Source organism: Marixanthomonas ophiurae (genome assembly GCF_003413745.1).
In the GTDB taxonomy this organism is placed as follows: domain Bacteria; phylum Bacteroidota; class Bacteroidia; order Flavobacteriales; family Flavobacteriaceae; genus Marixanthomonas; species Marixanthomonas ophiurae.
This window is the reverse complement of sequence record NZ_QVID01000001.1, coordinates 1,721,951-1,748,354: the sequence shown is the minus strand read 5'-3', so window position 1 is coordinate 1,748,354 and position 26,404 is coordinate 1,721,951. Positions and strand designations below refer to the sequence as shown.

The window sequence follows — 26,404 nt, the reverse complement described above, 5'->3', positions numbered from 1 at the left end:
TTATAAATAATTTATTATGAAGAAAATACTAGTTTGGGGTTTCATTTTTTTCACAGTAAGCCCTGTATTATCACAAAAATTTCAAGATGTAGTACAAGCTGATACCGAAGAAGAGGTAGATGAACTTTGTCAAACCGTTGGTTTAGGCTTTATGAGCACACCAAAAGAGGTAGAAGATATTGTCAATGAAATTGTACAAACAGCAGGTGTAAGCAAAGCGGGTTTTGAGCTTAAAGAATGCTCAAATATTGAAAATGCAGTAGCCAAAATAATTCCTATTGGCGGTGAAGATGTTCGGTATATTATCTATGATAGCGACTGGTTACAAGGACTTATAAACAGTACATCTAACGACTGGTCTGGTAAATTTGTCCTTGCTCATGAAATTGGACATCACCTTAACGGTCATAGCCTTAACAACGGTAGTAGTAATCATGATTATGAACTACAAGCAGATTATTTTGCCGGACGTGCTTTGGCTAATTTAGGAGCTTCTTTAGAAGAAACGTTATTAGTAACAAGTAGGTTACCCGAAAAAGCATCTTCATCACACCCAGCTAGAATAGATAGAGCTCAAAAAGCTGAAGATGGCTGGAAATCGGTAAAAAATAAAGCGCTTACTATTAAAGTTAGAAAAGAAGACGTAAATAAAGTAGCCTTAAAGATGGTTGAAATTATTGATAACAAATTAAAAAATCAATCCTTAACAAAAGAAGACTATAGAAAGACTTTGAAACAATTGAGTGTTGCTAGAAACACCTATTATAAAGGCTACACTGAAGATATCCGCTATTTTGAAGCCATTTGTTACGCAGGAATAGATGATGAGGAAAAAGCAATGGATTCGTATGTTAACTATTTAAGTATAGAAGGGTTAGATAAAAGTCCAAGAATAAAAGAAATTAGTGAGTTATACACTCAATCCTCCATAAACAATACTGCCTTTTTTGCTAATCCAGCTGTTGTTTATCACTTAAGTAAATCATTTTACCAAAATAAAAATTACGATAAGGCGATTACTTTTGGCAATCAGTTTTTAACACGATCACAAGATCCGGATAAAAACAGTGACATCATTGAAGTGATTGCAACCAGTGAATTTGAAAAAATTGAAGAAGGTATTAATGGAATGAGTGTAGAAGAATCTGCAGAAAAAGGCGCCCTTTATATTCAAAATGAGGAATACGATAAAGCATTCGAGTTATTATCTAAAGCAGCAGAAAGTAAAAACGCGAAGGCCCAACACTTATTAGGAAACTTGTATCTCTCAGGAAGAGGAGTTGATAAAGATTCCCGTAAAGCATTAAACTGGTACATTACAGCTGCACAACAAGGTTATGTTGAGGCACAATACATGGCAGCAACATGCTATTATGAAGGCTATGGCGTATTTAAAAACATGAAAAATGCACGCTTTTGGTTTAATAAAGCAGCAGAAGGAAACCATCCAAAAGCAGCAGAAGGTTTAGCTAAGATAGAGGCTGATGAAAATGCAAAAAAGCCAACTCCTACTCCTATCGTAAAAACAGAAACAAAGGAAACAGATGTAGAAACAATTGCAAAGCAGGTGATTAAGGGAGATTCTTATTTTAACCAAAGAATGTACTCTGATGCTTTTGAAATGTATATAACACCTGCCAATAAGGGTAACGCATATGCTCAAGAACGAATAGGCTGGCTCTATTATAAAGGTAAAGGCATTCGAAAAAATAAAAATTTGGCAGTAGAGTGGTGGAAAAAATCTGCTAGGCAAGGAAATGTAGATGCTATTAATAACCTGACCAGGTTAGGAGAATGGTAAGCTAACAAACCTTATTTTTTGCAACGTTTAAAAAACATGATTACCAATATAAACTCCAAATTAGGGAGACGTTTTGATATTTTTATTCAAATACTCATTGTGCTTTCTATGATTGCCTTTGCAGTTGAAACAATACCAAAACTTCATCCTAACACCATACTTTTTTTAAAAATTTTCGATGTTGTTTGTGTAGTGGTTTTTACTATTGAATATATTTTTCGCGTGTATTATGCAACTTCTAAATTAAAATATATTTTCAGTTTTTATGGACTAATTGACTTATTGGCAATTCTGCCATTTTATATCGCTATTGGGGTAGACCTAAGATCGCTGAGAGCTTTTAGGGTCTTCAGAATTTTCCGTGTTTTGAAACTTGTTCGCTACAATAAAGCCTTAAATCGTTTTAAAGCAGCTGCTGTAGAAGCCAAAGAAGAGGTTGTCCTATTTTTATTTATAACTGCCATTTTAATATATCTATCTGCCGTTGGCATTTATTATTTTGAACACGAAGTTCAACCAGAAAAATTTAAATCAATTTTCCACAGTTTGTGGTGGTCTATATCAACTTTGACAACCGTAGGCTATGGCGATGTGTATCCCATTACTACTGGAGGTAAATTATTTACTTTCTGCATTTTAATTGTTGGTTTGGGTATTGTAACCGTGCCGGCAGGTATTGTTGCAGCTGCTCTTTCAAAAGCAACTAAAACAGATAAAAAATGAGGAAAAACATCAAACTATTAATGAAAGATGCCGGCCTGTGCCTCTTATTTTCAGTTATCATTTTATATCTGATTTCTTTTCTTATTGTTAACCTTTCCATATTCAATCCATTTACAAATGCTTTTAAAGATTTTAGCTTTTTAGACCTTTATTATTCACAAGAAATGTTTGAGAAAAAACCTGTTAAGGACATTGTTGTGGTTAATATAGAGCATAAAGACAGGTTTGAGATACAACAATTAATAGAACATATAAAAAAGCAAGAACCCAAGGTTATAGGGCTCGATATAGTATTCAAAGACAGAAAAGACAATTTTTTAGATTCTTTATTGGGAGAAAGTTTACAGTCTGGTAACATCATTCTTTCCAAAGCATTTTTAGGTGACACCTGGGCTTACAACGCCGGTCCTTTTAAGAAAAACCACGAACTTGTTGGGTACTCTAATTTAAACTTCAATTTAAAAACAGATGTTATTCGTGAGTTTGAAGGCTATCAAGATCTTAGTGATACTACGCAAACATCTTTTTCAACTTTAGTTTCAAAAAAATATTTAGGCGAAAAATGGGAAGCTGAAACTATGAATAACAAACTTTCAAAACCTATACCCATAAATTACAGTGGGACAACAGATCAATTTTTTACGTTCTCCTATCAAGAATTTATGGAAACTGAAACACATCTTTTTGTAAAGGATAAAATTGTTTTGGTTGGTTACGTTGGTACACCACATACAAGTGTTTATGATATTGAAGACAAATTTTTCACTCCTTTAAACACTAAAACAGCAGGTAAAAGTCCGCCAGATATGTTTGGAGTACTTATACATGCCAATATTATTGCAATGCTTATTAACAAAGACTTCATTAAAGTAATCCCTAAATGGATTATTCTTTTAATAACGGTAATTATCACATATATAGCATTGTTATATTTTATGTATGCAAGTACAAAAAAACCTGTTAGTTATATGCTTAATAAAAAAGTTGTTCAGCTTCTATTTACCGTTTTCTTATTATGGTTCTCGTTGTGGTTATATAAAAATAAAATACTTTTTAAACCAGAATTGATTATAGCTGTATTAGTGTTAAGTGTAGAGTTTATTGGATTATATAAGATTTTGATTTTTAAATTAAATAAAAAATACAAATGGAAAAGCTATTTTTTTCAAGAGTAATATATGTACTCTTTTTAACATCACTTACAATTCAAGCACAGGAATATGTAGTTTATAAAACAAAAGGGACACCTATTAATAAATTTGAAAATACAACCAAGTCGCTACAAAAAGGAACGTTGGTTAGTAATGGCGCTATAGAAATTTCGCAAGAAAATATGGCTCTTTTTATTGATAAAGCTGGAGCTTTATATGAACTTGCCGATGTTGGGAATTATAAAATTTCAGAAATTAAAAATTACCCAAAACCTATTGACGATGGTGCTTTTTCAAAAAAATATTTCACCTACGTTTGGAAACAATTAAAAGGTGCTGAAAACACTAAACAACATACCGGTAATGTTTATAGGGACAATTTGTTGGATATTTTAATAACCCCAAAAGACAGTATTCGTGTTTTTAGTAATGATATTACTTTTTCTTGGGATGAAAACAATCCAAACGCTTATTACTATTTTTTCTTAAGAAATAATACGTTAAACACCTTGTCAAAAATAGGTGTTTACGGTAACTCCATTACACTTTTTGTTGACGATGTTCTTCTCACTAAAGGAAATTCGTTTTCTTGGGGTGTATCACAAGAAGAGTTCCCTAATTTCACACAAATTAAGTTTAATACCTTTAAGTATCTTACAACAGCAGACTATGAAAGAGAAAAGGAAGAAATTGCAAATCTTTCAGAAAACCTATCAAAATTAGGTTTAAACCAAGAGGAGATTGACGAAGAGCTATGTCAGTTTTATAATTTATGTAAATAATATGCTAAGATGAAGCAATATACCCGAAATTGGGTATTTTATCTACTGCTAGAACAGCTTATCTTTGGTTTATCAACTAATTAACTAAATTTTGTTTCATATTAAAAAACCTCCTTACAGAACTGTAAGGAGGTTTTTGATTATACGTTAACTTATAATCTTAATTTTCTACTGGTAAGTTTCCGTAGTTTTTAGAATACATCAACATTTGCTCTTCAAAAGAAGCTGGTTGCTCAATTGTAAAGCTTTCTATTTCATCCTCCTCGTTCATTTTCGGAACAATTACAGGATTAACAAAACCACTGTAAGGAGGTGATTTAAATTGACTATTTCTATCAATTACTTGTTTATGAAGTTCTTGGTCTACTTTTACACCGTAATCTTCAACAAGCGCTTTAGCAGCTTCATAGTCCCCTTCTGAAGTGATACGTTGTGTTTCACGTAGTAGTTCACCAAAAATCTCACGTAATTTATTATAGTCCTTGATGTCGTAATACGTTTTTTCGTCACGAGTTACTTTTTCGATAACACCTTCTTCTTGTCCTCTTTCAAAAGCCCAAGCACTTACCCATTGACGGTTACGCATATGTGCTTCTTCTACATCATCTCCTAATTCAAGACGCACTAATTGTGCTACTAAACCATTTCGAATATAGCCATCGTAAGCAGCTTTTCCAGTTTTTTCCCAATCTTCAACAAGACCTAATTCTTGCAGTTTTGGATCCATTAAATAATACAGTCCAAAAAGATCGGCACGACCTTCTTCTATAGTAGATTTATAACTTTTCAATGTTTCTTTTGGCGTCCCTACACCTGGATTAATCTGACCAGAAGCGTGCCCTACAACTTCGTGAAGAGCTGTATGTAATTTATCTGCATTTTTTCCGTATTCTTCTTCAAGTGCTATCTCTTCTTCATCATGAGCAAACTCTTGTAAGCGGCCACTTCCACCTGCATTATTATATGCATTTATGATATTTCCTAAAGAAACTGACTTACTTCCGTGAGCTTGTCTAATCCAGTTGTTGTTTGGTAAATTAACTCCAATTGGCGTGCTTGGGGAAGCATCTCCAGCTTCTCCTGCAACAATTACTGTTTTATACGAAACTCCTTTTACACTGTCCTTTTTATGTTCTTTCATTAAAGGTGAGTTGTCTTCAAACCACTGTGCTTCTTGTGAAAGTACAGCCATTTTTTTAGACATATCGAAGTCTTTAATCTGCACAATATTTTCATAAGAACCTTTATACCCTTTTGGATCATTATACACTTCAATAAAGCCATTAATCCAATCGATATCACCTTCGGTAGAATTTACCCAAGCAACAGCATAGTCATCCCAAGTATCTAAACTTCCTGTTTTATAATACTCAATTAATAAACCTAAGGCTTTTGCTTGATTTTCGTCTTCAGCAACACCTTCTGCTTTTTCTAGCCACTCGATTATTTTATCGATAGCTGCACCATACATTCCGCCACTTTTCCAGGTTTTTTCAACTAATTTTCCGTTTTCTTTAACGAGCTTAGTGTTTAATCCTACTTCAATAGGTTCTTCCTTGTTTACTTCAATAGAACTGTAATATTTTTCTACATCGGCAGTGGTTACATCTGGACCGTAAAAGTTAATAGCACTTTCTTTTACAATATCTGCATCTTTACTAAGGTTTACTTTTTTAGCATCCTTATCATTGAATAATACTTCAAAAGCTTCGCCGGTAAGTTCAGTATTAGTATTATCTAATAATGTTTGAAGATACTCTTTACTAAAATCAGGCGTCATTTTTGCCGTACTGTAATGGTGATGAATTCCGTTAGAAAACCAAACTCTTTTTAAGTACGTTTCAAAGTTTTTCCAATCATCAGTAGTTTTATCCCCTTCGTATGAAGTGTAGATATTTTCAAAAGCTTTTCTAATTTTAAGGTTGTGACGGTAGTTTTGATCCCACATAATGTCACGTCCCGCTAAACCAGCTTGTGTAAGATAATACACTAATTTTTGTTCCTTTAAAGAAAGGTCTTCCCACCCAGGGATTTGGTATCGCAGCACTTTAATATCACCAAAGGTATCTGCTTGATAGTTAAAGTCATCGGTTTTCACCTCAGCAACTTCTTGATTGGTTTTATCTTTCTTTTCTTCAGCACAAGAAAAAAACAAAAACCCACTCATAGCAGCAGCTATAATAAAAGTATTCTTCATTTTGTTGATTTTTAAATTTAAACAAATGTAGCAAATTCATTTTACTCAAAGGAAGTTTATAAACTATGCTGTTATGTTAAAATGATTATCTTTATGGATTGTAACCAACAAACTCTTAACATGAAAATTTTAAAATACCTCTTTTTCTTACTTTTAATTGTCATAATTGGCGGAGCTATTTATTTTGCCACTAAAGATGGCAGTTTTGATGTTGCTGAAACAAAAGTTATAAATGCTCCTGCTGAAGTTGTTTATAACAATGTGAAAGACTTTAAAAGTTGGCCGCAATGGGGACCTTGGATGGAAGAAGATGAAAATATGAAAATTGACTATGCCGAAAAAACGGAAGGTGAAGGAGCTTCTTATTCTTGGACAAGCGAAGCTGTAGGTGATGGTTCTATGAAAACAGTAAAAGTAATACCGAATAAAGAAATTCAACAAGAGATTGTTTTTAATACACCTATCGGCGATAGCAAAAGTGACGTATATTGGTATTTTGAAGAAACTGAAAACTCTGGACAAACGAAAGTGACTTGGGGTATGAAAGGTGAACAATCTTTTATGGAAAAAGTTTTTATGTCCTTTCAAGAGGACGATATGGAAACGGGCATCTCCAAGATGTTTGCCAGTGGACTAAACAATCTTGAGGAAGTTGTGAAAGAAAGTATGAAACAATATGCTATTAACGTAGATGGCATAACCCGTTATAGCGGTGGCTATTATATGTACAATACCACAGCAGCAAAACAGAGTGAAATTGGAGATAAAATGGGATCTATGCTGGGGCAAGTTATGGGATATATGCAACAGAATAACATACAATCTTCTGGTATGCCTTTTACAATCTATAACAATATAGATGAAGCCAACGGAGCTGTAATTTTTTCAGCTGCTATACCTATAAAAGATCGAGTTATCACACCAGATGGCAGCCCCGTTTTAACAGGCTTTATGGAGTCTACTACTGCTGTTAAAACTACTCTTAAAGGAAATTATACAAATCTTCCGGAAGCTTATGAAGCTACAAAAAAGTATATTGCAGAAAACAATATGGAAATGAACACCGATGCCAATATGTTTGAGGTATATGCAACAGATCCAGGTGACGTTCCTAATCCTTCAAATTGGATTACAGAAATATATATTCCGGTAATTCAAAAAACAAAACCAGAAGCGCTTTAAATGAAACAACTATTATTGGTATTTATTGGTGGTGGCGTAGGTAGTTCATTACGTTACTGGATTAGTAAATACTTAAATAGCACAGAAACGGGAATCCCCTATGGCACATTTGCCGCTAATATTATAGGTAGCTTTATTATTGGTATTGTTTTAGGCTTAGCTTTAAAAAATAGTTCTGTTTCTCAAAATACTGTATTATTAGTTGCTACAGGTTTTTGTGGCGGTTTTACTACTTTTTCTACCTTTGCTTACGAAAATCACATTTTTTTAAAATCTGGTGACTTTCTAAGTTTTGCACTCTATACACTAGCGAGCTTTGTAATCGGTTTTGCAGCAGTATTTGCAGGAATGTACTTAGTTAAATTTATTTAATGCTTATCAAAAGCTTTTACGCCAGCTTCTATTCTAACCAATAAGTCGTTTTCTTCAGGTGGGATTGGGCACGAATAACGCGAATTATATGCGCAATAGGGATTATACGCTTTATTGAAGTCTAAAACGATTGTATCTCCCTCAGGAATTCTGGCGTCTAGAAATCTTCCTCCACCATACGAGCCATCCCCACTTGTTAAGTCTGTAAATGGTAAAAAAAGATAATCTTCGTAACCTGGCTCATTGTATGGTTCGGTGCTTTTATATAAATTTAGCTTTAAGTCTTTTCCTTCTATGGTAAAATGAGCCTCTCCATATTTCACATATTCTGGTAAGCGTTCTGTTGTAGTTGGCATTAAAAAAGGTTCTTCGTTGGGTGTTCTTATAAATTCAGCTTTTACCCTGTATGATACATCAATTGGATAAAATTCTAATTGTTCAAAATCTTTAAAGTCTTTTTCGGTTAAAATAGTAGTTTCAACAGTTCCAAATTTTTCATTTTCTGAAGCGTGATAGGTTTCAATTCCCTGAATAATTTCTTCATTAGTTTGTGCTAAAGAGAAGAAAGAAATTAATAATACAACCGAGGTAAAAAGATATTTCATACTAAAATTTTAACTCAATATACAAATCATTTTAATAGATACGTATTGCATTATATTTTAGGAATGTGCCTTAAATGTAAATTGAATTCAATTTTTTACTATTTTTGAATAAATAATTAAACAAAAAATGAAAAAACGTACCTATAATTCTGTTAAACAATCTGTGGTGATTAGCCATAGAAACGGGATATGTATGTGTTGAGTTATGTAAACATAAATTAAATCAATATAAAAACGTCCCGGAAAATTCCGGGACGTTTTATTTTTATACTAGTCAAAATGAAAAAATTATACATCAATTATATCAATAACTTTCGGGGTTTGTCACCAGAAATCTGGTTGCTTTCACTGGTTACGTTTATTAACAGAGCTGGAGCGATGGTAATTCCTTTTCTTTCGTTGTATTTAGTAAATGCAAAAGGGTTTACGTTGCCGCAAGTAGGGTGGATTATGACTTCCTTTGGGGTAGGTTCTTTAGTTGGAACATGGATTGGCGGTAGATTGACCGATACCATAGGGTTTTACAAAGTAATTGTTTCCAGCTTATTTTTAGGAGGTATAGGATTTGTTTTTCTACAGTTTGTAGATACATTTTATGGGTTTTGCTTCGGAATTTTCATGCTCATTTTAGTAGCCGATGCATATCGACCTGCCATTTTTGTAGCTTGTGAGGTATATAGTAAGCCTGGTAATGTAACCCGGAGTATAACACTTATTCGGTTAGCTATTAATCTTGGTTTTTCAATAGGACCTTTAATAGGTGGTATTATAATAGCCACTATTAGTTATACTTCTTTATTCTGGATTGATGGCCTTACTTGCGTGATAGCCTCTATTGGTCTATTTATTCTCTTAAAGCCTAAAAAAACTAAAGAAAATGAAACAGAAAAAGTAGTAAAAAAAGAAGGAGTTCCTCCATACTTAAATGGACTTTTTATTCTATTTTTTATCATTATGGTGGCAAATAGCATCTGTTTTGTTCAATATTTTTCTGTGATGCCCTTGTACTATGAGAAAGCACACTTTTTAAGTGAGGATCTCATTGGATGGTTATTTTTCATAAACGGGGCATTGATTGTAATTTTTGAAATGCCTTTAATAACTTGGCTAGAACGGAAAAAAATGTCAAAAACCATGGCTACATTTTGGGGAGTTTTCTTTTTGGCAATAAGTTTTATTGTTTTAAATATAAGCTCTTGGAGTGGTGTATTGTTAATAGGAATGATATTAATGACATTTGGAGAAATGATAGGTTCACCTTTCTCAAATGCTCTAGCATTAGAAATGGCTCCAAAAGGAAGAAAAGGAAGTTATATGGGGTTGTACAGTATGAGTTTTTCAATTTCTCACATTGTTGGCCATAATGCAGGTATGAACCTTGTAGATGGCTTAGGATTCAATCTTACTTGGTATACAATGTTTATTTTTCTTGTGATAATATGTTTGGCTGTGTGGTGGTTACATAAACTAATGAGTAAATCAAATAACCTAAACCCATCAAAAACAGTAACTATAGAAAAGGAAATTATTCAGTAATAATCAGTTTCAATTAATGGTTATTACTGAAGTTTCTTGATCCAGAATCACTTTTAACCTTTTTAGGTGCAACTTGTTTTTTAAATTTCCTATTTTTTCGAGTAATAAGCACTGAATCTAAACAAGAAATAAGTAACCCAATACCTGAAATTAAACAAATAAATCGAACTACAGAGCCTCCAATAAATTCAAGTCCTGAAAACCCAATAACAGCTGTTATAATAGTAAGTATTAAAAAGTGAAGTGTATAATTTTTCATAATTTGTAGTAGTTGATTCATTACAAATTTAAACTACGCCACTTCACTTTTATATTAACAATACCTTAATTGGTATAACTTTAACTGAATTAAAATGAAACGTTAAGCTTTCTTAATTTCATTATTCTTAACTACATGAGATAATACAATTTGGGTTTTAGTTTCGCCATATACAATCAATTGATCGATGAAGGCCTCTAAGTGTTTTTGATTTCTTAAAGCTACTTCCATCACGATGTTTTCATTACCAGTTATTCGGTAACAATTTAAAACCTCATCATATGTTTTTACTTTTTCGAGAAATGGTTTCAATTTTCCCATAAAGGCACGTAGCGTTATAATTGCCTTTAATTGATAGCCAGCTTCAAAAGGAGAAACCACGGTATGATATCCATGAATTACACCTGCATCCTCCATTTTTTTTATCCGTTCAGAAACTGCTGGTGAGCTCATTCCAATTTGTCTTCCTATTTCTGCACTGGACAGTCTTGCGTTTTTTTGTAAATGCTTTAAAATCTTCCAATTTAAGTCATCAATCATTTTTTAAAGTTTATTTTTAAAATACATTAAATATTAATCCAAATATAACAAAACACCTTAAATTCAACTGACAACTAATCGTTTTTCTTAGTAAATTTGGGTTTCAATATTTAAATATTAATAATGGCAACACATCTTCCAAATAAATTTCCGCAGACAGCCCTTTATAAAAAGGCTGAGGAGATTTTTGCTTTATCGCGAAGAGTTTCAGAATATATAGCACACGATTTAGCTAGTTTGAAAGAAGATGGAATGGAAGATCCTCACATCTATTTTACAGGGGATATTGTGCAGCAATCTACAAATTTAGCTCCTGAAATATTAAAGGCAGAAAGTCAACTTTTTTCTGAAGCAAAACACAAACATGCAGCCTCAGTAGCAAGATTGACTAATCTACTATATAAAAATTGTGAACGGTTAGAGCACTCTAACAGCAATGGGAAAGAGTTTTTAAATTTACTTAGGTACGAATTGAAAAAGTTTAGAAAATTACAACGCACTTGGATGCTGACCCTATAAAAAAAAAGCCCGATATTTTCATATCGGGCTTTTTTTATTCGTAAGATTTCTGTTACATATTCCTACGATACTGTCCTCCTACTTCAAATAAGGCTTCGGTAATTTGCCCTAATGAACAAACTTTCGTCGCTTCCATGAGTTCTTCAAACATATTTTTGTTTTCAATAGCCGCATCTTGCACTTTACTTAATGTTTCTTCTGCGCTATCTTCATATGTTTTATGAAGTTTCTCTAATGTAGTTATCTGGGCTTGCTTTTCTTCTTCCGTCGCTCTAATTACTTCTTTTGGCTGAATCGTTGGTGAACCTTTACTACTTAAGAATGTATTTACACCAATTATAGGAAATTCGCCTGTATGTTTTAACGTTTCATAATACAAGCTCTCTTCTTGTATTTTTCCACGCTGGTACATGGTTTCCATAGCACCTAAAACACCACCGCGTTCAGTTAATCTATCGAATTCTTCGAGAACAGCTGCTTCAACTAAATCGGTCAACTCTTCAATAATAAATGAGCCTTGAATTGGGTTTTCGTTTTTAGCCAGTCCTAACTCTTTATTGATAATTAACTGAATCGCCATCGCCCGACGTACGCTTTCTTCCGTAGGTGTTGTAATCGCTTCATCATAGGCATTGGTGTGTAATGAATTACAATTATCGTAAATAGCGTATAATGCTTGTAACGTAGTTCTAATATCGTTAAAGTCAATCTCCTGTGCATGTAGCGAACGACCAGATGTTTGAATGTGATACTTTAACATCTGCGCTCGTGGATTGGCCCCATACTTTTCTTTTAATGCTTTAGACCAAATTTTACGAGCCACACGACCAATTACTGAATATTCAGGATCGATACCGTTACTAAAAAAGAAGGATAAGTTAGGACCGAATTTATTAATATCCATTCCTCTACTTAAATAGTATTCTACGTATGTAAATCCATTTGCCAAGGTAAATGCCAACTGGGTAATAGGATTTGCTCCAGCTTCGGCAATATGATAACCACTAATAGAAACAGAATAAAAGTTTCTAACTTGTTTTTCAATAAAATATTCCTGCACATCACCCATTAAACGAAGTGCAAACTCCGTAGAGAAAATACACGTATTTTGAGCTTGGTCTTCTTTTAAAATATCGGCTTGTACCGTTCCTCGAACTTGTTTCAACGTATCATACTTAATTTTCTGATACACATCTTGTGGTAATATTTGATCTCCAGTAACGCCCAATAACATTAAACCTAGACCGTCGTTTCCTTCAGGTAGCTCGCCATTATACTTTGGGCGGTCCATTCCGCTTTCTTTGTAAATTTTAGCGATTTTCTTTTCTACTTCATCTTCAAGATCATGCTCCTTAATATATTTTTCACAACTTTGATCGATAGCCGCATTCATAAAAAAGCCAAGTAACATGGGAGCAGGACCATTGATTGTCATACTCACCGATGTCATTTTATGACTTAAATCAAATCCGGAATATAATTTTTTGGCATCATCCAAACAACAAATAGATACTCCAGCATTACCAATTTTCCCATAGATATCGGGACGGTGATTGGGATCGTTACCATATAAGGTTACACTATCAAAAGCTGTTGACAAGCGCTTAGCGGGTAACCCCATACTTACATAGTGAAAACGGCGATTAGTACGCTCTGGCCCACCTTCTCCGGCGAACATTCGAGCAGGGTCTTCTCCTGTACGCTTAAAAGGGTATAAACCTGAGGTATACGGAAACTCACCCGGCACATTTTCTTGTAACACCCATTTTAATATATCGCCCCAAGCTTGATATTTAGGCAAAGATACTTTTGGAATTTGAGTATGTGACAATGACTCGGTATGCGTATCGATACTAATTTCTTTATCACGAACTTTAAATTTATAAACCGGTTCTTGATAGCGATTTACTTTTTCGTCCCAACCGGTAATAACTTCCCAATTATAAGGATCTAAGTTCAATTTTTCTTTATCAAACTCTGCCACTAAAAGTTTTACTAAATCTTTATTTTCTTCGGAAACAGTTAAATCTTCAGAATCAATTCCCGATTTATCTAATGTAGGTGTGGCTCCAGAAATGGTTTCTATAGTTTTGAAGAAACCATAGAGTTTTTGAGCTACTTCAGCTTGTTCAGAAGCTTTTTTGTCGTAAGCTCTGTTATTTTCAGATATTTCAGAAAGGTAACGTGTTCGTGCCGGTGGAATTACAAAAATCTTTTCAGACATTTCATCTGAAATTTCATACTTACTATTTAAATCGGCTTTTGTTTTAGAAGCAATCTCATCCATAATGGATTTGTAAAGCTTGTTCATTCCTGGATCGTTAAACTGAGAAGCTATCGTCCCGAAAACTGGAAGTTGATCTTGAGGCGTATCCCACAATTGGTGGTTACGCATATACTGTTTTTTTACATCGCGAAGTGCATCTTTAGCCCCTCGTTTGTCAAATTTGTTAATGGACACCAAATCGGCAAAATCTAACATATCGATTTTCTCCAATTGTGTTGCAGCGCCAAATTCTGGCGTCATTACATACAGAGAAACATCACTGTGATCTAAAATTTCGGTATCACTTTGTCCAATACCCGAAGTTTCTAAAATAATAAGATCATACTCCGCAGCTTTTAAAACTTGAACCGCTTCGGCCACGTGTTTGGAAAGCGCTAAGTTACTTTGACGAGTGGCCAAACTACGCATATATACTCGTGGTGAATTAATAGCATTCATACGAATACGGTCGCCTAGCAACGCCCCACCTGTTTTTCGTTTTGAAGGATCTACTGAAATAATTCCTATTGTTTTTTCAGGGAAATCAATTAAAAAACGGCGAACCAATTCATCAACTAACGACGATTTACCTGAACCTCCTGTACCTGTGATTCCTAAAACAGGAATGGTACTTTTTTCATTCTTTTTATGAATGGAATCTAATGTTTTTTTGGCAACTTCTGGGAAGTTTTCAGCTGCTGAAATAACACGAGCAATAGCGTTATCATTTTTTTCTGAAAGCTTTGCTTCTTCTCCATTTAAGTTTTCACCAATAGGAAAGTCGGATGTTTCAACTAAATCGTTAATCATTCCTTGCAAACCAAGTTCCCTACCATCATCTGGCGCATAAATACGAGTAATGCCGTAGTTTTGTAATTCTTCAATTTCTTCAGGAAGAATTACTCCACCTCCACCACCAAAAATTTTAATATGCTCTGCACCTTTTTCCTTGAGCAGATCATACATATATTTAAAATACTCATTGTGCCCCCCTTGATAAGAAGTCATTGCGATTGCATTTGCATCTTCTTGAATAGCTGTATTTACTACCTCTTCTACACTGCGATCGTGCCCTAAGTGAATAACCTCTACACCTGTAGACTGTATAATACGCCTCATAATATTTATGGCCGCATCATGACCATCAAAAAGTGAGGCAGCGGTTACAATTCGTACTTTATTTTTGGGAATATAAGGTTTTGCTTGTTTCATAGATAGCTTTCGTGTTTTTCTTAAAGTACAAATTTACGAAAAAGCCAACAATAAAAGGCTTTCATAAGATAAGTAAGAAATAAATAAATTTTTAGTAAATTAGTAATAATTATAATATTTTTGTATATTGCTACTATCAATAACAAACATTAAACAACTAAAATTTAAACATTATGAAAAAAATTTACTTATTAGGTTTTACATTGTGTGCGTTTGCTTTTACAGGAATGGCGCAAGTTGAACAAACAGATGATTTTGACTCTTATGACATTGGAGACATATCACCACAATCTGATGCTTGGAGAACTTGGTCTGGTGCAGAAGGTGGAGCCGAAGAAGCTCAAGTATCATTTGATCAAGCAACCTCTGGTTTTCAATCTTTAGAGATTAATGAAGTTGGTGCTCCGGCTGGTATAGATATGCTATATTTAATAGACAGTGAACCTGACAGTGGTATTTACACAATTCAATGGAATATGTATATCCCAACTGGAAATGAAGGTTATTTCAATGCTCAAAGTGGGATTACTGAACCACAAGATCCAAATACACTTTTTGGAGGAAACGTTTACTTTAATGAGGCTGGAGCTGCTCCAGGAGAAGGAAGCGTAGATGGTAACCCAGGAGGTACTTTTTCTTTCAATCATGACGTTTGGTTTAACGTTAGATGTGTTTATGATATAGACAATCAACTATGGGATATGTTCATTGATGGCACTGAAGTAATTACAGACCAACAATTTGCTTTCAATACACCTTTTACATATTTAGGTGCAATCGATTTTTATGCACCTAGTGAATTTACTCTCTTTTATATAGATGATATAGTTGCTGGAGCTGGTGTATTGAGTACAAACGATTTCTCTGAAGCTGCATTTAATGTGTATCCTAACCCAGTTAAGGATGTGTTGAACATTGAGTCTGCCGCAGCAGTAAACAATGTAACAGTATATGACGTTCTTGGTAAAACAGTACTTACGGCAAAACCGGATGCTATTTCTCCAAGTATCGATATGAGTGCTCTTTCTTCTGGTGCTTACTTAGTGCAAGTAACCATTGATGGTGCCTCTAAAACAGTTAAAGTAATTAAATAATTTCTATTTTAATTACCTAGAGAAGCCCTTCTCCCGATTTATATCAGGATTGAAGGGCTTTTTTATATCTTTACTTAAATTAAATTACGCTCCTATGTTTTATAAGAAAATAGCTTTGTTTTGTTCCATATTTATGTTGGTTTCTTGCGCCGAGCTTCAAAACGTTGTCAACACCCTGCCTACTGGTCAAGTGGGTACAGACCCCACTATGATTGCCAATGGATTACGACAAGCACTAGACTTTGGTATTGAGAAGCAAGTTACTAAGTTGACTAAGGAGAATGGTTTTTACAAAAACCAATTAGTAAAGATTCTACTTCCAGAAGAGCTTCAAAAAGTGGATCGAACCTTACGAGATATCGGACTAGGAAGCTTAGCCGATGAAGGACTAAAAGCGATGAACCGGGCTGCTGAAGATGCTGTTAAAGAGGCTACACCAATTTTCGTAAACGCAGTAAAAGAAATTACTTTTAATGATGCAAAAAACATTCTGTTAGGTTCAGACAATGCCGCTACTAGTTATCTACAAAACAGAACGAATTCTCAATTATATGCTAAATTTAATCCTGTAATTAAAAACTCATTTTCAAAAGTCGGTGCTGATAGAATTTGGACTAACATCATTACAAAATACAACTCAGTACCCTTTGTAAATAAAGTAAACCCAGACCTTACTGACTATGTAACCAACGAAGCTTTAAAAGGTGTCTACACCATGATTGGGGTTGAAGAAAAGAAAATCAGGAGTTCTGCTCAATCTAGAACCACGACATTGTTAAGACAGGTTTTTGCCCTGCAAGATTAACATCTGTTAAGGTTTTAACGCCTTTATTATCTATACAATAAATAATTGTGATAGAATTAACCTAACACTAACAGCACTTTTTTATTATCACACCTACTTTTGTAGTACATGAAAGATATGTAGTACATGAAAGATAGCAGTTATGATGAATTGGTTTAAAAAAGAAACAAAGCTCGACAAATTAAAAAAACGATATAAATATTTAATGCGAAAATCTTATGAAATCGCATTAAAGGATAAAGAAAAAAGCGATTATATTCATGATAAAGCCGAAGCGGTTTTTGAACAAATAAAATCACTTCGATATCAATACGCAGAGAAATAAACTTAAGAGTGTAGACTTTTAAAATATGAAAAGGCGCCTACAAGTCTTGACCCATACCAGCTAAAATACTCCCCATCTACTATCGAAACTTTTTTATCTAGCTCTTTACTCAAAGTTATAGCATCTTTTTCTTTAAAAGGAAAAGGCTCTGTTGACAATAAAATTTCATCAGCTTGTTTTAAAAAGTCTTTTTCCACTTCTGGGTATCGTGAGGATTCATCTTCGCAACTATTTTCAAAATTGTTGAGCACTAACAATTCATTAATAAAGGTATTTTTACCTGCTATCATTAGAGGTTTTTTCCAAATGACATAGGCTACTTTTTTAGTAGGTTTATTTTTTACAAAATTTAAAAAATCTTCTTTTTCAGAAATGATTTTTGAGCAAATTGACAAAGCTTCCTCTTCTACATCGCATAGCAAACCAATTTGTTTTATCATATCTAAACTATCATCAATAGAAAAAATATCACTTACCCAAACTGGCGCAATTTTTTGAAGTTCAACTACCATTTCTTTAGTGTTTTCTTCTTTATTGCAAATTATTAAGTCTGGTTTAACTGCCTTCACTTTATCAAAGTGTAAACTTTTAGTACCTCCTACTACTTTTATTTCTTTTCTTAAATTTTTAGGGTGTACACAAAATTTGGTGATTCCTACTAGATTTTCTTTTAAGCCTAAATCCACTAATAATTCAGTTTGAGAAGGTACTAAAGAAACAATCCTTTTAGGAGTTTTGGAAAGTGAAATGATATTTCCTAGCTGATCTTTAAACTGCATGCATTAGCTTTTCCATTTGCAGTTGTAGCTTTTCAGCTTCAGCTTGAGCAGCTTCAGCAAAATCTAAATTATTTGAAGCATACAAAACACCTCTAGAGGAATTGATTAAAAGTCCAATATTTTTATTCATCCCATATCTACAAACTTCGGCCAAACTACCGCCTTGTGCACCGACTCCTGGTACTAACAGAAAGCTGTCTGGAACTATTTTTCGTATTTCTGAAAAATACTCAGCTTTGGTTGCTCCAACAACGTACATTAAGTTTTCCGAGTTTTTCCAGCTTTTTGAAGTTTTTAAAACGGTTTTGTATGTTTCATCTTCACCTATTTTCTTTGTTTGAAAGTCGAAAGCTCCTTCATTGGAAGTCAATGCTAATAAAATAGTGTGTTTATCTTCAAAGGCTAAAAAAGGTTCTATTGAATCTTTTCCCATATACGGAGCAACCGTTACCGAGTCAAAGCCTAAATCATTAAAAAAAGCGTGAGCATACATGGAAGAGGTATTACCTATATCACCCCGTTTAGCATCGGCAATGGTAAAGATTTCGGGATGGTTTTTATTTAAATATTCTATTGTTTTTTGAAGGGATTTCCAACCCTTAATTCCGTAGGCTTCATAAAAAGCTGTATTGGGCTTATAGGCTACCGCCAAGTGATGGGTAGCATCAATAATTGCTTTATTGAAAGAAAAAATAGGATCATCCTCTTCTAACAAATGCTTCGGAATTTTATTTAAATCAACATCCAGACCAATGCATAAAAACGACTTTTTCTTATGTATTTCTGAAACTAATTGCTGTGTTGTCATTGACCCGTATCCTTTCAGAATCTCTCCTACAGGGAGAGAAAATTAAATCTATTTAATTAAAATTTTCACTAAAAGGTTTCCCCTGCTTCTTTCAGTTTTTCCGTATTGCTCACCATTTGTAGTTCGTCTATTATTTTCTGAATATCTCCATCAATAATATTACTTAAATCGTACAAAGTTAAATTAATACGGTGATCAGTCACACGTCCTTGTGAGTAATTGTAGGTTCTAATTTTAGCACTACGATCACCACTAGTAACCATGGAGCCTCTTTTTGCTGCATCTTCAGCTTGTTTCTTTGCTAACTCCATATCATACAACCTAGAACGAAGCACCTTAAACGCTTTTTCTTTGTTTTTATGCTGAGACTTTTGGTCTTGACATTGCGCTACTAGACCAGTTGGTTCGTGTGTTAAACGTACTGCAGAATAAGTTGTGTTTACAGATTGACCACCAGGTCCAGAAGAACAGAAATAATCAATACGAACATCCTTAGGATCGATTTCCACATCAAACTCTTCTGCTTCAGGAAAGACCATTACTGTTGCAGCACTGGTATGTACTCGACCTTGTGTTTCAGTTTGTGGCACTCGTTGTACCCGGTGTACGCCTGCTTCAAACTTTAGGATTCCATAAACATCATCACCTTCAATTTCCATTTGTATTTCTTTGAAACCACCACTAGTTCCTTCGCTGTAATCGACAGTATTTACTTTCCAGCCTTTGCTCTCGCAATATTTAGTGTACATACGGTATAGGTCTCCTGCAAAAATACTTGCTTCATCACCACCCGTACCCGCTCTAATTTCCATAACCGCATTTTTGGAGTCTTCTGGATCCTTAGGAATTAAAAGAAATTTAATTTCGTCATCTAATTTTGGCAACTCCTCTTGAGCTTCTTCCAGCTGCATTTTCCCCATCTCAATCATTTCATCATCGCTGCTTTCTTTTATAATTTCTTCGGCTTCTTCAATACGATTGGTAAGGGTAAGATATCTTTCACGTTTGTCCATTAGCAGCCTAAGGTCCTTATATTCCTTATTTAATTGAATATATCTTTTTTGATCACTAATTATATCTGGTTGAATAATAAGGTCGCTTACCTCATCAAATCGTTGTTTTACTATTTGAAGTTTCTCTAACATATTGTTTTTTATAATAACCTGCTGTTGGAGCAAGAGGATACAAATTTACGATAATTTGAAGAATATTTCTTTTGTATAGAAATCAAAGAAATATTTTTTTACACAAGCACATCAATAATAGTATGCGGTTTTATCGATTGTATTAACAGTTTAGAGAATGTATTCTTTTTCAGTAAGTAAAATACCCTCTTCTTTTTGTGTTTTTGTATTTAGTGCGAAATTGACTAAGAAAACAATGGCCAAAAGATAGAAAACACGTTCGGGAAAATAAGCCAATTGCGCCTCATAAAAATAAGCACCTAAACCAAAGCAATCTGATAATACAAAACACAACACCATATATAGGTATATCAATGGCGTTTTACCCTGAAAGCGTTCGTTATACATAAAAGCGGCAAAGCCTAACAATATTAACACGCCGCCTTGTATAAAAAACAAAACGAATTGCAACTGGTTGTCCAGACCACTTTTTATAATATCAGAAAGATAATACACATTAAAAACATTTAATAAAATAAGTATGGTAACTAATAATATTATTATTGGAGTAGATTTTGAGATTTTAAGCTTTTTAAGGGTTAGTAGTAAAATTGAAGAGTATGCCGCAATTGTTAGCATAAAAGAAATAGTTTTAAACAAACTATTTTCATAATCTAAAATCATAATATCCCTAGTTGCAAACAAAGCAAGAGCAACAAGAATTAATTTTTCTGAATAAGATTTGTAATATAAGAAAAACAAAAACAAGGAAAGTACTGAAACTACGCGTAAAATTCGGCTTTTATCAATTTCAAAATATTGAACAACAAAGATGTTCATCACAAGTAACATCACAGCAACAATAGTTAGCTTGATGTACTTGCTAGGCAAGTAATGAGAAGTCATAATTTGGTTATTAGTAGTTAAAAAGTTAGTTAAACTTATTAAATGTACGAAAAAACCTGAAAAAGGGTTTTATGAAAGCAAAATTATAACTCAACTATCACACCAATGCCCAATTGCTGTTTCCATTGAGCAATAGGACCTTGCTCAATTAGTTCACCTTCTTCATTCTCCACCGTCATTTTTATATCATTGTCATATTTAAAATGAGAACCAAGATTAGCCACTATAAAGTGGTTTACTTGGAAGTTGAAATCTATTTGCCAATCAACATCTATATTACCAAAATCATCCAAATAATCGGTATATAAAGTCACTTTGTTTGAGAGGCTAACATTTTTAAATATTTCAGCTTTATATTCACTGGTGATTAAAATACCCATTTGAGTAAGCAGATTATCACCTTCTTCTACAACTTCACCCTGATCATTTAAAACTGCTGGCGTAACACCAAAGGCACCATTATTTGCCAACTCTTGATCTAAAACTATGGTAGATTTTACTGTTAATGGAGAAGTATAAACAGATAAGTTACCGTCATTAGCACCATATTCCGTACCTACTCCTAAAAAAAGATAAGCAGGAGAAAATACTGTAGAAATTTCGTTTGAGGTATCTGGGTACTCATAACCATTAGAAAATTGAGTGGCAAACCTTAACTTAGCTGTATAGTAAAGATTGGTAAGACTGTCATTTCTAAATCCGAATGAGCTGTTCAGTTCAATATTGTCTTCTGTTTTTCTTAAACCTAATTCTTTTTGTTTATTGATACCGTACTTGGCCAAAAGCTCGTTTTTCCAACGGGTATTTTTGGTTTTATAAGTTCGCTTTAAATCTACCTCTACTAATCCTGAAACAGAACTCACACCACCAGCGTTCCAATTAACAAAAGCTACTTCACTAACATTAACACCTATTCTATTATAGGAGCCCCACAAAGTAGGTTTCACGAATCCATAGACACTTCTTCTTTTAATAGGTTTAGGTTTTAATGGAACGCGAAAAAAAACAGGCCTTTTCCTTTGCAAACTATTAACAGCTAAAACGGGATCTCTTTTCTTTTCTTGAGGAACTGGAGTATGAAAATATACTGGATTTTCCGCATGGAGTGTATTAAGTATAAAAACGTATCCTCTTTCGCTATCCTCTTGTGCCAATCCTATTATAGGTAGCATTAACAATAAAACAATCACAAATCGCATCATCAAAAAAAAATAAAGTATGTTTTTACTTATAGATAAAACTACCTTGAGATGTGTTTATTGTCAATTTCTTTTCACCTGAAGCTTCTACGCGCCCAATAATCTGTGCATCAATATCAAAAGACTTAGAAATTTTAATAATTTCTGAAGCTATTTCCTTTGGAACGTATAGTTCCATACGGTGCCCCATATTAAAAACTTGGTACATTTCTTTCCAATCCGTTTTACTCTCCTGCTGTATGAGTTTAAATAAAGGCGGAACTTCAAATAAATTATCTTTTATAATATGAAGATTTTCTACAAAATGAAGAATTTTAGTCTGCGCTCCTCCGCTACAATGTACCATTCCATGAATTTGCTTATTAGTAAATTGAGCTAGTATTTTTTTAATAACAGGAGCGTATGTACGGGTTGGGGATAATACTAATTTACCCGCATCAAGAGAGGTTTCGGCTATTGGATCGGTTAATTTTTTTGAGCCAGAATACACCAAATCATCAGGAACGGAAGCATCGAAACTTTCCGGATATTTTTTTGCTAAATAGTTATGGAACACATCATGTCGTGCAGATGTCAATCCATTACTTCCCATACCACCGTTATATTCGGTTTCATAAGTAGCCTGCCCAAAAGATTCCAAACCAACAATAACATCACCAGCTTTAATATTTGCATTGTCAATAACATTACTGCGTTTTATTCTTGCAGTTACCGTAGAATCAACAATAATAGTACGAACCAAATCACCAACATCTGCCGTTTCACCACCCGTAGAGTGGATGGAAACGCCATGTTTTTTAATATCTGAAATAAGTTCTTCCGTGCCATTAATAATTGCTGAAATCACATCACCCGAAATCATATTTTTATTTCGTCCAATAGTAGAAGATAGCATAATATTATCGGTGGCACCCACGCAAAGAAGATCGTCCACATTCATAATCAATGCGTCTTGGGCAATCCCTTTCCATACGGATACGTCTCCGGTTTCTTTCCAATACATATACGCCAGAGAAGATTTTGTTCCGGCTCCATCTGCATGCATAACCAGACAGTAATCATCATCTCCTGTAAGGTAATCTGGAACAATTTTACAAAAAGCGCTAGGAAATAACCCTTTGTCCACATTTTTAATAGCTTTGTGTACATCCTCCTTTGAAGCTGAAACACCTCGCTTTGCATACCTTTTTGAAACTTCTTCACTCATAGCAATATATTTTCAACTGCAAAAATAAGTAATAAAAAACGTCCCGGAAATGCAGGACGCTTTTTTAATTTTGGTTAGTCATTATATTATTCCCAATCGGGCATAAAAGCATTTTCATATAGTAATAAGCGTTCAACACCTTGTTCACCTGGATCTACTTCTACTGTATAAATATCTCTTTGCGATATACCATCATTTGAAGTGTTTGTAAAAATAACTTCAGCTTCATTTGGTGAAAATATTGGCTCTAGGTCATTGGTGCCGTTTGGTTTTTGATCAGAAATATCGGTATTTGTATCTTCAACCATATCATAAACAAACATTCTAGAGTTTAATCGTCTATAATTATTGCTTTCATAGCCAGAAACATCATAAGAATAAAGTACCATTTGATTGGTAACTGAAAGATTAAGACCACTTGCGCCACCATCAACTCCTGAAAGAATATTGTTCAACACATTGCCTTCAAAATCTATAGTAAATATAGAAATATCATATCCATTTATGTTATTTGTTTTTAGGGCAATAATATCATCGTTTTCGCTTACATCTACTTCAGAGATAAATGAACCATCTGGGGTTTTATATACTTGGTCCAAACCTTGTCCGTTTGAGTTTATTCTGTAGAGCTTATCAAACCTTGGAAAATAAATCATATCACTGGTAGGTGGCCAAGAAATATTAATTTCGGCTAAGTCAAACCCTTTAGGCCTCACAAGGTTTGTTACACGTTGTTTATCGGTACCATCACGGGCCATTGTATAAATATCAACATCTGCCCCGTCGGTCTGTAAATAAGCAATTCTATTTGCTGCTACATTTCTTCTTGGTCTATAACTATTTTTGTCTTTTGAAGTCAACTGAAATTCTGCTCCTTCTTCATCTGCAGAGAATATTACATTGTTTCCATCTATGTTTCTAACAAAAAGAAATCTATTATCCACCGGTGCGTTTATGACATCAAAAGAGCGAACTGGGCTTTTTACAGGGTCATTAATTTCATCTGTTACGGTAACTTGCCAAAAGTATTTGGCACCCAAAGTTAATGTTGAATAAACAAAGGTAGTGTCTGTTATATTTTCAAACATTAACACCTCTTCGTCAATATCATTTCGCAATTCTATTGAATAAGTTAAATCATCATCATCTGGATCTGTAGAGTCCCAAGCAAATTCAACCTCTATACTTTGCAAAGTTACACCATCTCCAGGTGACAACAAAACAGGTGTAGAGGGTGGCTTGTTATCGGCTGTTGATAGTTCAAGTTCAAAGATTACATTTACTGGTTTACTAGAAGTTACGTTAGCTGGTTCAAAACCACCTAAAAATCCATCTTTACGTGCTTCTACTGAGTATTCACCAACTGGTACATTTTCAAGTACGAACTTTCCTGTTTCATCTGTAAAAATTGTGCTCGTTAAAGGCTGTGATGAAACCCTTGCATTTTCGACAGGAGTGTTTGTACCCACTTCCACAACTTTTCCAGTTATGGAACCTGTCTGGTTTTCACCAATTTTATCTTCGCTACAAGAAAAAATGAGCAAAAATAGAATTCCGAATAGTGTTATATTTATATAGTTAGCTTTCATAGCAAATTATTTAGCATTGTTTGGTTTAACTTTCTTTTGGCCGAAACCAAAGTTATAATTGACTCCAAACCCAAAATTATAATAAAAATCGTCTCTTGTACCTTGAAACTCGTTGTCTATCTTGTCTGAAAACACTTTATTAAAGTCTCCATTTAATTCTAAAGAAAGCCTTTCTGATAATTTGTACTGTAATCCAAGTCCAGCTTTTAATTTAAAGAAAGAATCAAGTTCTTGCAGAAATTTTGAAGGGGAATCATCAACAAAAACCATAAAGCCTGGACCTCCATAAATAATAGGCGTTAGTTTATCGTGTGGTAACACTCTCAGTTTTAAATCTAAATTTTGTGACAACCACCAGTATCTATTATTGGGTGAAGAGTACAACCTAAATAACTGTAAGTCACCTCCAATACCAAACATTGGAGTAAAATGATAAGTATAGCCCAGTTCTGATTTGAAATCTGGTTCTGCTGTAGAAAAATCCCCATCTATATAGGTTGATCCCAAAGCTAAGTTAATAGTATGGTTATAGTTATTTTTTTGAAAAGCACGTTCATACAACCCTGTAGACTCTTCCAACTCTTTATCTAAAAGGTAACTTTCTACTAGTTCTTTATTTTTTTCTGCTCCTTCTTTGGTAGACCACAACTTATCTTGAACACCTTCTATAATAAGCATTTCTACAGCTTTTTCTATAGCTGCTTGTACAGCAAGTTGTGTGGGTTCATTTTTAGTGAAACCCGTTTCAGCCTCAAGTAATCTTTTAAAGTTTACATATCTAAAAATACCGACGTCTACCGCTTGCGATAAAATAGTTTTTGAAACATATACAGTTTTTAAAACTTCACCGCTTCCGGTCGAAATAGCTCTTAAGTAAACAGTAATTCTATCTTGACGGTATTGTGTTGACCCGCCTACTCCAAAATATCTTGCTCCAGCACCTCCTGTAAGTAAATTTGTATCATAAGAAACCACTCCGCCTTCTAAAAGTATACCTGCAAACAGTAACGGATTTAAACGTTGTGGAGCCTTGTTTGTAGGGTCAGCATATTGTTTTCTGGTTGTTTCAATAATATTTCTTTCATTAAGTAAATTACTTAAGTTTTCTCGCTCTATTGGCCTAAACCATTTTGAGTCTTCCAAAGCCTTGGTAAGGATTGTGGTAGCGCCTTGGGTTATTGCCGTACTAAATGTACTACCAGCTTCTATAGACTTATACTGTCCGGTTTGGTCTTTAAAATTGTATACCCCAACAATTATAGGCTCGGCAGGTTCTGGTAAAGCTTCCAGTCTTTTGGTTTGTGAACTAATTTCGCCTATTCTTGCTTTCTGTGGACCAACCGGTTGATTAAAATACCCTCCACAACTCATTAAGATCATTAAGCTACAACCAATTAATATGTTTTTTGTGATTTTTATCATA

At 34.0% G+C, this 26,404-nt stretch carries 24 protein-coding genes; 11 read left to right on the top strand and 13 right to left on the bottom strand.

The annotated features are described in order from the left end of the window. Nucleotides 1-16: 16 nt before the first annotated feature. From DZ858_RS08030 to DZ858_RS08015, 4 genes are read left to right on the top strand one after another with little or no spacing between them, the layout of a single operon-like run. Entirely contained in the window at nt 17-1,801 is a 1,785-nt protein-coding gene (locus DZ858_RS08030; RefSeq protein WP_117159044.1) for a sel1 repeat family protein, read from the top strand. Between the two features lie 36 nt (nt 1,802-1,837). Then, complete coding sequence (locus tag DZ858_RS08025) at nt 1,838-2,524, top strand: ion transporter (RefSeq protein ID WP_117159043.1); 687 nt, start codon at nt 1,838-1,840, stop codon at nt 2,522-2,524. After that, nucleotides 2,521-3,699, top strand: coding sequence for a CHASE2 domain-containing protein (locus DZ858_RS08020; protein WP_117159042.1), 1,179 nt, complete (start codon nt 2,521-2,523; stop codon nt 3,697-3,699). Before DZ858_RS08025 ends, DZ858_RS08020 begins: the two co-directional genes overlap by 4 nt. Further along, the gene (locus DZ858_RS08015; RefSeq protein WP_117159041.1) at nt 3,672-4,457 is read left to right on the top strand and encodes a hypothetical protein; all 786 of its coding nucleotides are present in this window, start codon (nt 3,672-3,674) and stop codon (nt 4,455-4,457) included. Before DZ858_RS08020 ends, DZ858_RS08015 begins: the two co-directional genes overlap by 28 nt. 160 nt (nt 4,458-4,617) lie before the next feature. Here the strand turns inward: DZ858_RS08015 and DZ858_RS08010 are convergent, their stop codons facing one another. Beyond that, nucleotides 4,618-6,654, bottom strand: a complete 2,037-nt coding sequence (locus tag DZ858_RS08010; RefSeq protein WP_117159040.1) for a dipeptidyl-peptidase 3 family protein — start codon at nt 6,652-6,654, stop codon at nt 4,618-4,620. 120 nt (nt 6,655-6,774) lie between these two features. Between DZ858_RS08010 and DZ858_RS08005 the strand changes: the two genes are divergently transcribed. Both DZ858_RS08005 and crcB read left to right on the top strand, forming a co-directional pair. Continuing rightward, the gene (locus tag DZ858_RS08005; protein ID WP_117159039.1) at nt 6,775-7,836 is read left to right on the top strand and encodes an SRPBCC family protein; all 1,062 of its coding nucleotides are present in this window, start codon (nt 6,775-6,777) and stop codon (nt 7,834-7,836) included. Continuing rightward, a complete protein-coding gene (crcB, locus tag DZ858_RS08000; RefSeq protein ID WP_117159038.1) occupies nt 7,837-8,208 on the top strand; it encodes a fluoride efflux transporter CrcB in 372 nt (123 codons plus the stop codon). It begins immediately after the preceding gene. Here crcB and DZ858_RS07995 read toward each other — a convergent pair. Continuing rightward, nucleotides 8,205-8,813 carry a DUF1684 domain-containing protein gene (locus tag DZ858_RS07995; RefSeq protein WP_117159037.1) on the bottom strand — a complete coding sequence of 203 codons (609 nt, stop codon included), beginning with the start codon at nt 8,811-8,813 and terminating at the stop codon, nt 8,205-8,207. The two genes, crcB and DZ858_RS07995, sit on opposite strands and share 4 nt — an antisense overlap. A 279-nt stretch (nt 8,814-9,092) precedes the next feature. On the opposite strand from DZ858_RS07995, the gene DZ858_RS07990 reads away from it, so the two are divergent. Next, a complete protein-coding gene (locus DZ858_RS07990; protein WP_117159036.1) occupies nt 9,093-10,349 on the top strand; it encodes an MDR family MFS transporter in 1,257 nt (418 codons plus the stop codon). 13 nt (nt 10,350-10,362) lie between these two features. On the opposite strand, the gene DZ858_RS07985 is transcribed toward DZ858_RS07990, so the two are convergent. Next, nucleotides 10,363-10,608: a hypothetical protein gene (locus DZ858_RS07985; protein WP_117159035.1), complete on the bottom strand. Its 246-nt coding sequence runs from the start codon at nt 10,606-10,608 to the stop codon at nt 10,363-10,365. Between the two features lie 102 nt (nt 10,609-10,710). Next, entirely contained in the window at nt 10,711-11,148 is a 438-nt protein-coding gene (locus tag DZ858_RS07980; RefSeq protein ID WP_117159034.1) for an Lrp/AsnC family transcriptional regulator, read from the bottom strand. Nucleotides 11,149-11,271: 123 nt separating this feature from the next. Between DZ858_RS07980 and DZ858_RS07975 the strand changes: the two genes are divergently transcribed. Continuing rightward, entirely contained in the window at nt 11,272-11,667 is a 396-nt protein-coding gene (locus DZ858_RS07975) for a hypothetical protein (protein WP_117159033.1), read from the top strand. A 52-nt stretch (nt 11,668-11,719) separates the two neighbouring features. Here DZ858_RS07975 and DZ858_RS07970 read toward each other — a convergent pair whose 3' ends face one another. Beyond that, on the bottom strand, nt 11,720-15,145 hold the full coding sequence (locus DZ858_RS07970) for a methylmalonyl-CoA mutase family protein (protein WP_117159032.1): 3,426 nt from the start codon (nt 15,143-15,145) through the stop codon (nt 11,720-11,722). A 173-nt stretch (nt 15,146-15,318) separates the two neighbouring features. Between DZ858_RS07970 and DZ858_RS07965 the strand changes: the two genes are divergently transcribed. From DZ858_RS07965 to DZ858_RS07955, 3 genes are all read left to right on the top strand, one after another. After that, nucleotides 15,319-16,239, top strand: coding sequence for a T9SS type A sorting domain-containing protein (locus tag DZ858_RS07965; RefSeq protein ID WP_117159031.1), 921 nt, complete (start codon nt 15,319-15,321; stop codon nt 16,237-16,239). A gap of 94 nt (nt 16,240-16,333) precedes the next feature. Continuing rightward, nucleotides 16,334-17,044: a DUF4197 domain-containing protein gene (locus tag DZ858_RS07960; RefSeq protein ID WP_117159030.1), complete on the top strand. Its 711-nt coding sequence runs from the start codon at nt 16,334-16,336 to the stop codon at nt 17,042-17,044. A 142-nt stretch (nt 17,045-17,186) separates the two neighbouring features. Beyond that, entirely contained in the window at nt 17,187-17,369 is a 183-nt protein-coding gene (locus DZ858_RS07955; protein ID WP_117159029.1) for a Lacal_2735 family protein, read from the top strand. A 2-nt stretch (nt 17,370-17,371) separates the two neighbouring features. On the opposite strand, the gene DZ858_RS07950 is transcribed toward DZ858_RS07955, so the two are convergent. From DZ858_RS07950 to DZ858_RS07915, 8 genes are all read right to left on the bottom strand, one after another. Then, nucleotides 17,372-18,148 (bottom strand): ABC transporter substrate-binding protein, encoded by a 777-nt coding sequence (locus DZ858_RS07950; protein WP_117159028.1) that lies wholly within the window; start codon nt 18,146-18,148, stop codon nt 17,372-17,374. Further along, nucleotides 18,138-18,956 (bottom strand): orotidine-5'-phosphate decarboxylase, encoded by an 819-nt coding sequence (gene pyrF / locus DZ858_RS07945; protein WP_117159027.1) that lies wholly within the window; start codon nt 18,954-18,956, stop codon nt 18,138-18,140. The genes DZ858_RS07950 and pyrF overlap by 11 nt, the downstream gene beginning before the upstream one ends. A 68-nt stretch (nt 18,957-19,024) precedes the next feature. Continuing rightward, nucleotides 19,025-20,101, bottom strand: coding sequence for a peptide chain release factor 1 (prfA, locus tag DZ858_RS07940; protein ID WP_117159026.1), 1,077 nt, complete (start codon nt 20,099-20,101; stop codon nt 19,025-19,027). A 150-nt stretch (nt 20,102-20,251) separates the two neighbouring features. Continuing rightward, a complete protein-coding gene (locus tag DZ858_RS07935; RefSeq protein WP_117159025.1) occupies nt 20,252-20,986 on the bottom strand; it encodes a hypothetical protein in 735 nt (244 codons plus the stop codon). Between the two features lie 83 nt (nt 20,987-21,069). Then, a complete protein-coding gene (locus DZ858_RS07930) occupies nt 21,070-22,188 on the bottom strand; it encodes a DUF3078 domain-containing protein (RefSeq protein WP_239990741.1) in 1,119 nt (372 codons plus the stop codon). A 22-nt stretch (nt 22,189-22,210) separates the two neighbouring features. Then, nucleotides 22,211-23,392 carry an AIR synthase related protein gene (locus tag DZ858_RS07925; RefSeq protein WP_117159024.1) on the bottom strand — a complete coding sequence of 394 codons (1,182 nt, stop codon included), beginning with the start codon at nt 23,390-23,392 and terminating at the stop codon, nt 22,211-22,213. Nucleotides 23,393-23,478: 86 nt separating this feature from the next. Next, entirely contained in the window at nt 23,479-24,981 is a 1,503-nt protein-coding gene (locus DZ858_RS07920; protein ID WP_117159023.1) for a carboxypeptidase-like regulatory domain-containing protein, read from the bottom strand. A gap of 6 nt (nt 24,982-24,987) precedes the next feature. Further along, entirely contained in the window at nt 24,988-26,403 is a 1,416-nt protein-coding gene (locus DZ858_RS07915) for a CsgG/HfaB family protein (RefSeq protein WP_117159022.1), read from the bottom strand. Nucleotide 26,404: the final 1 nt, after the last annotated feature.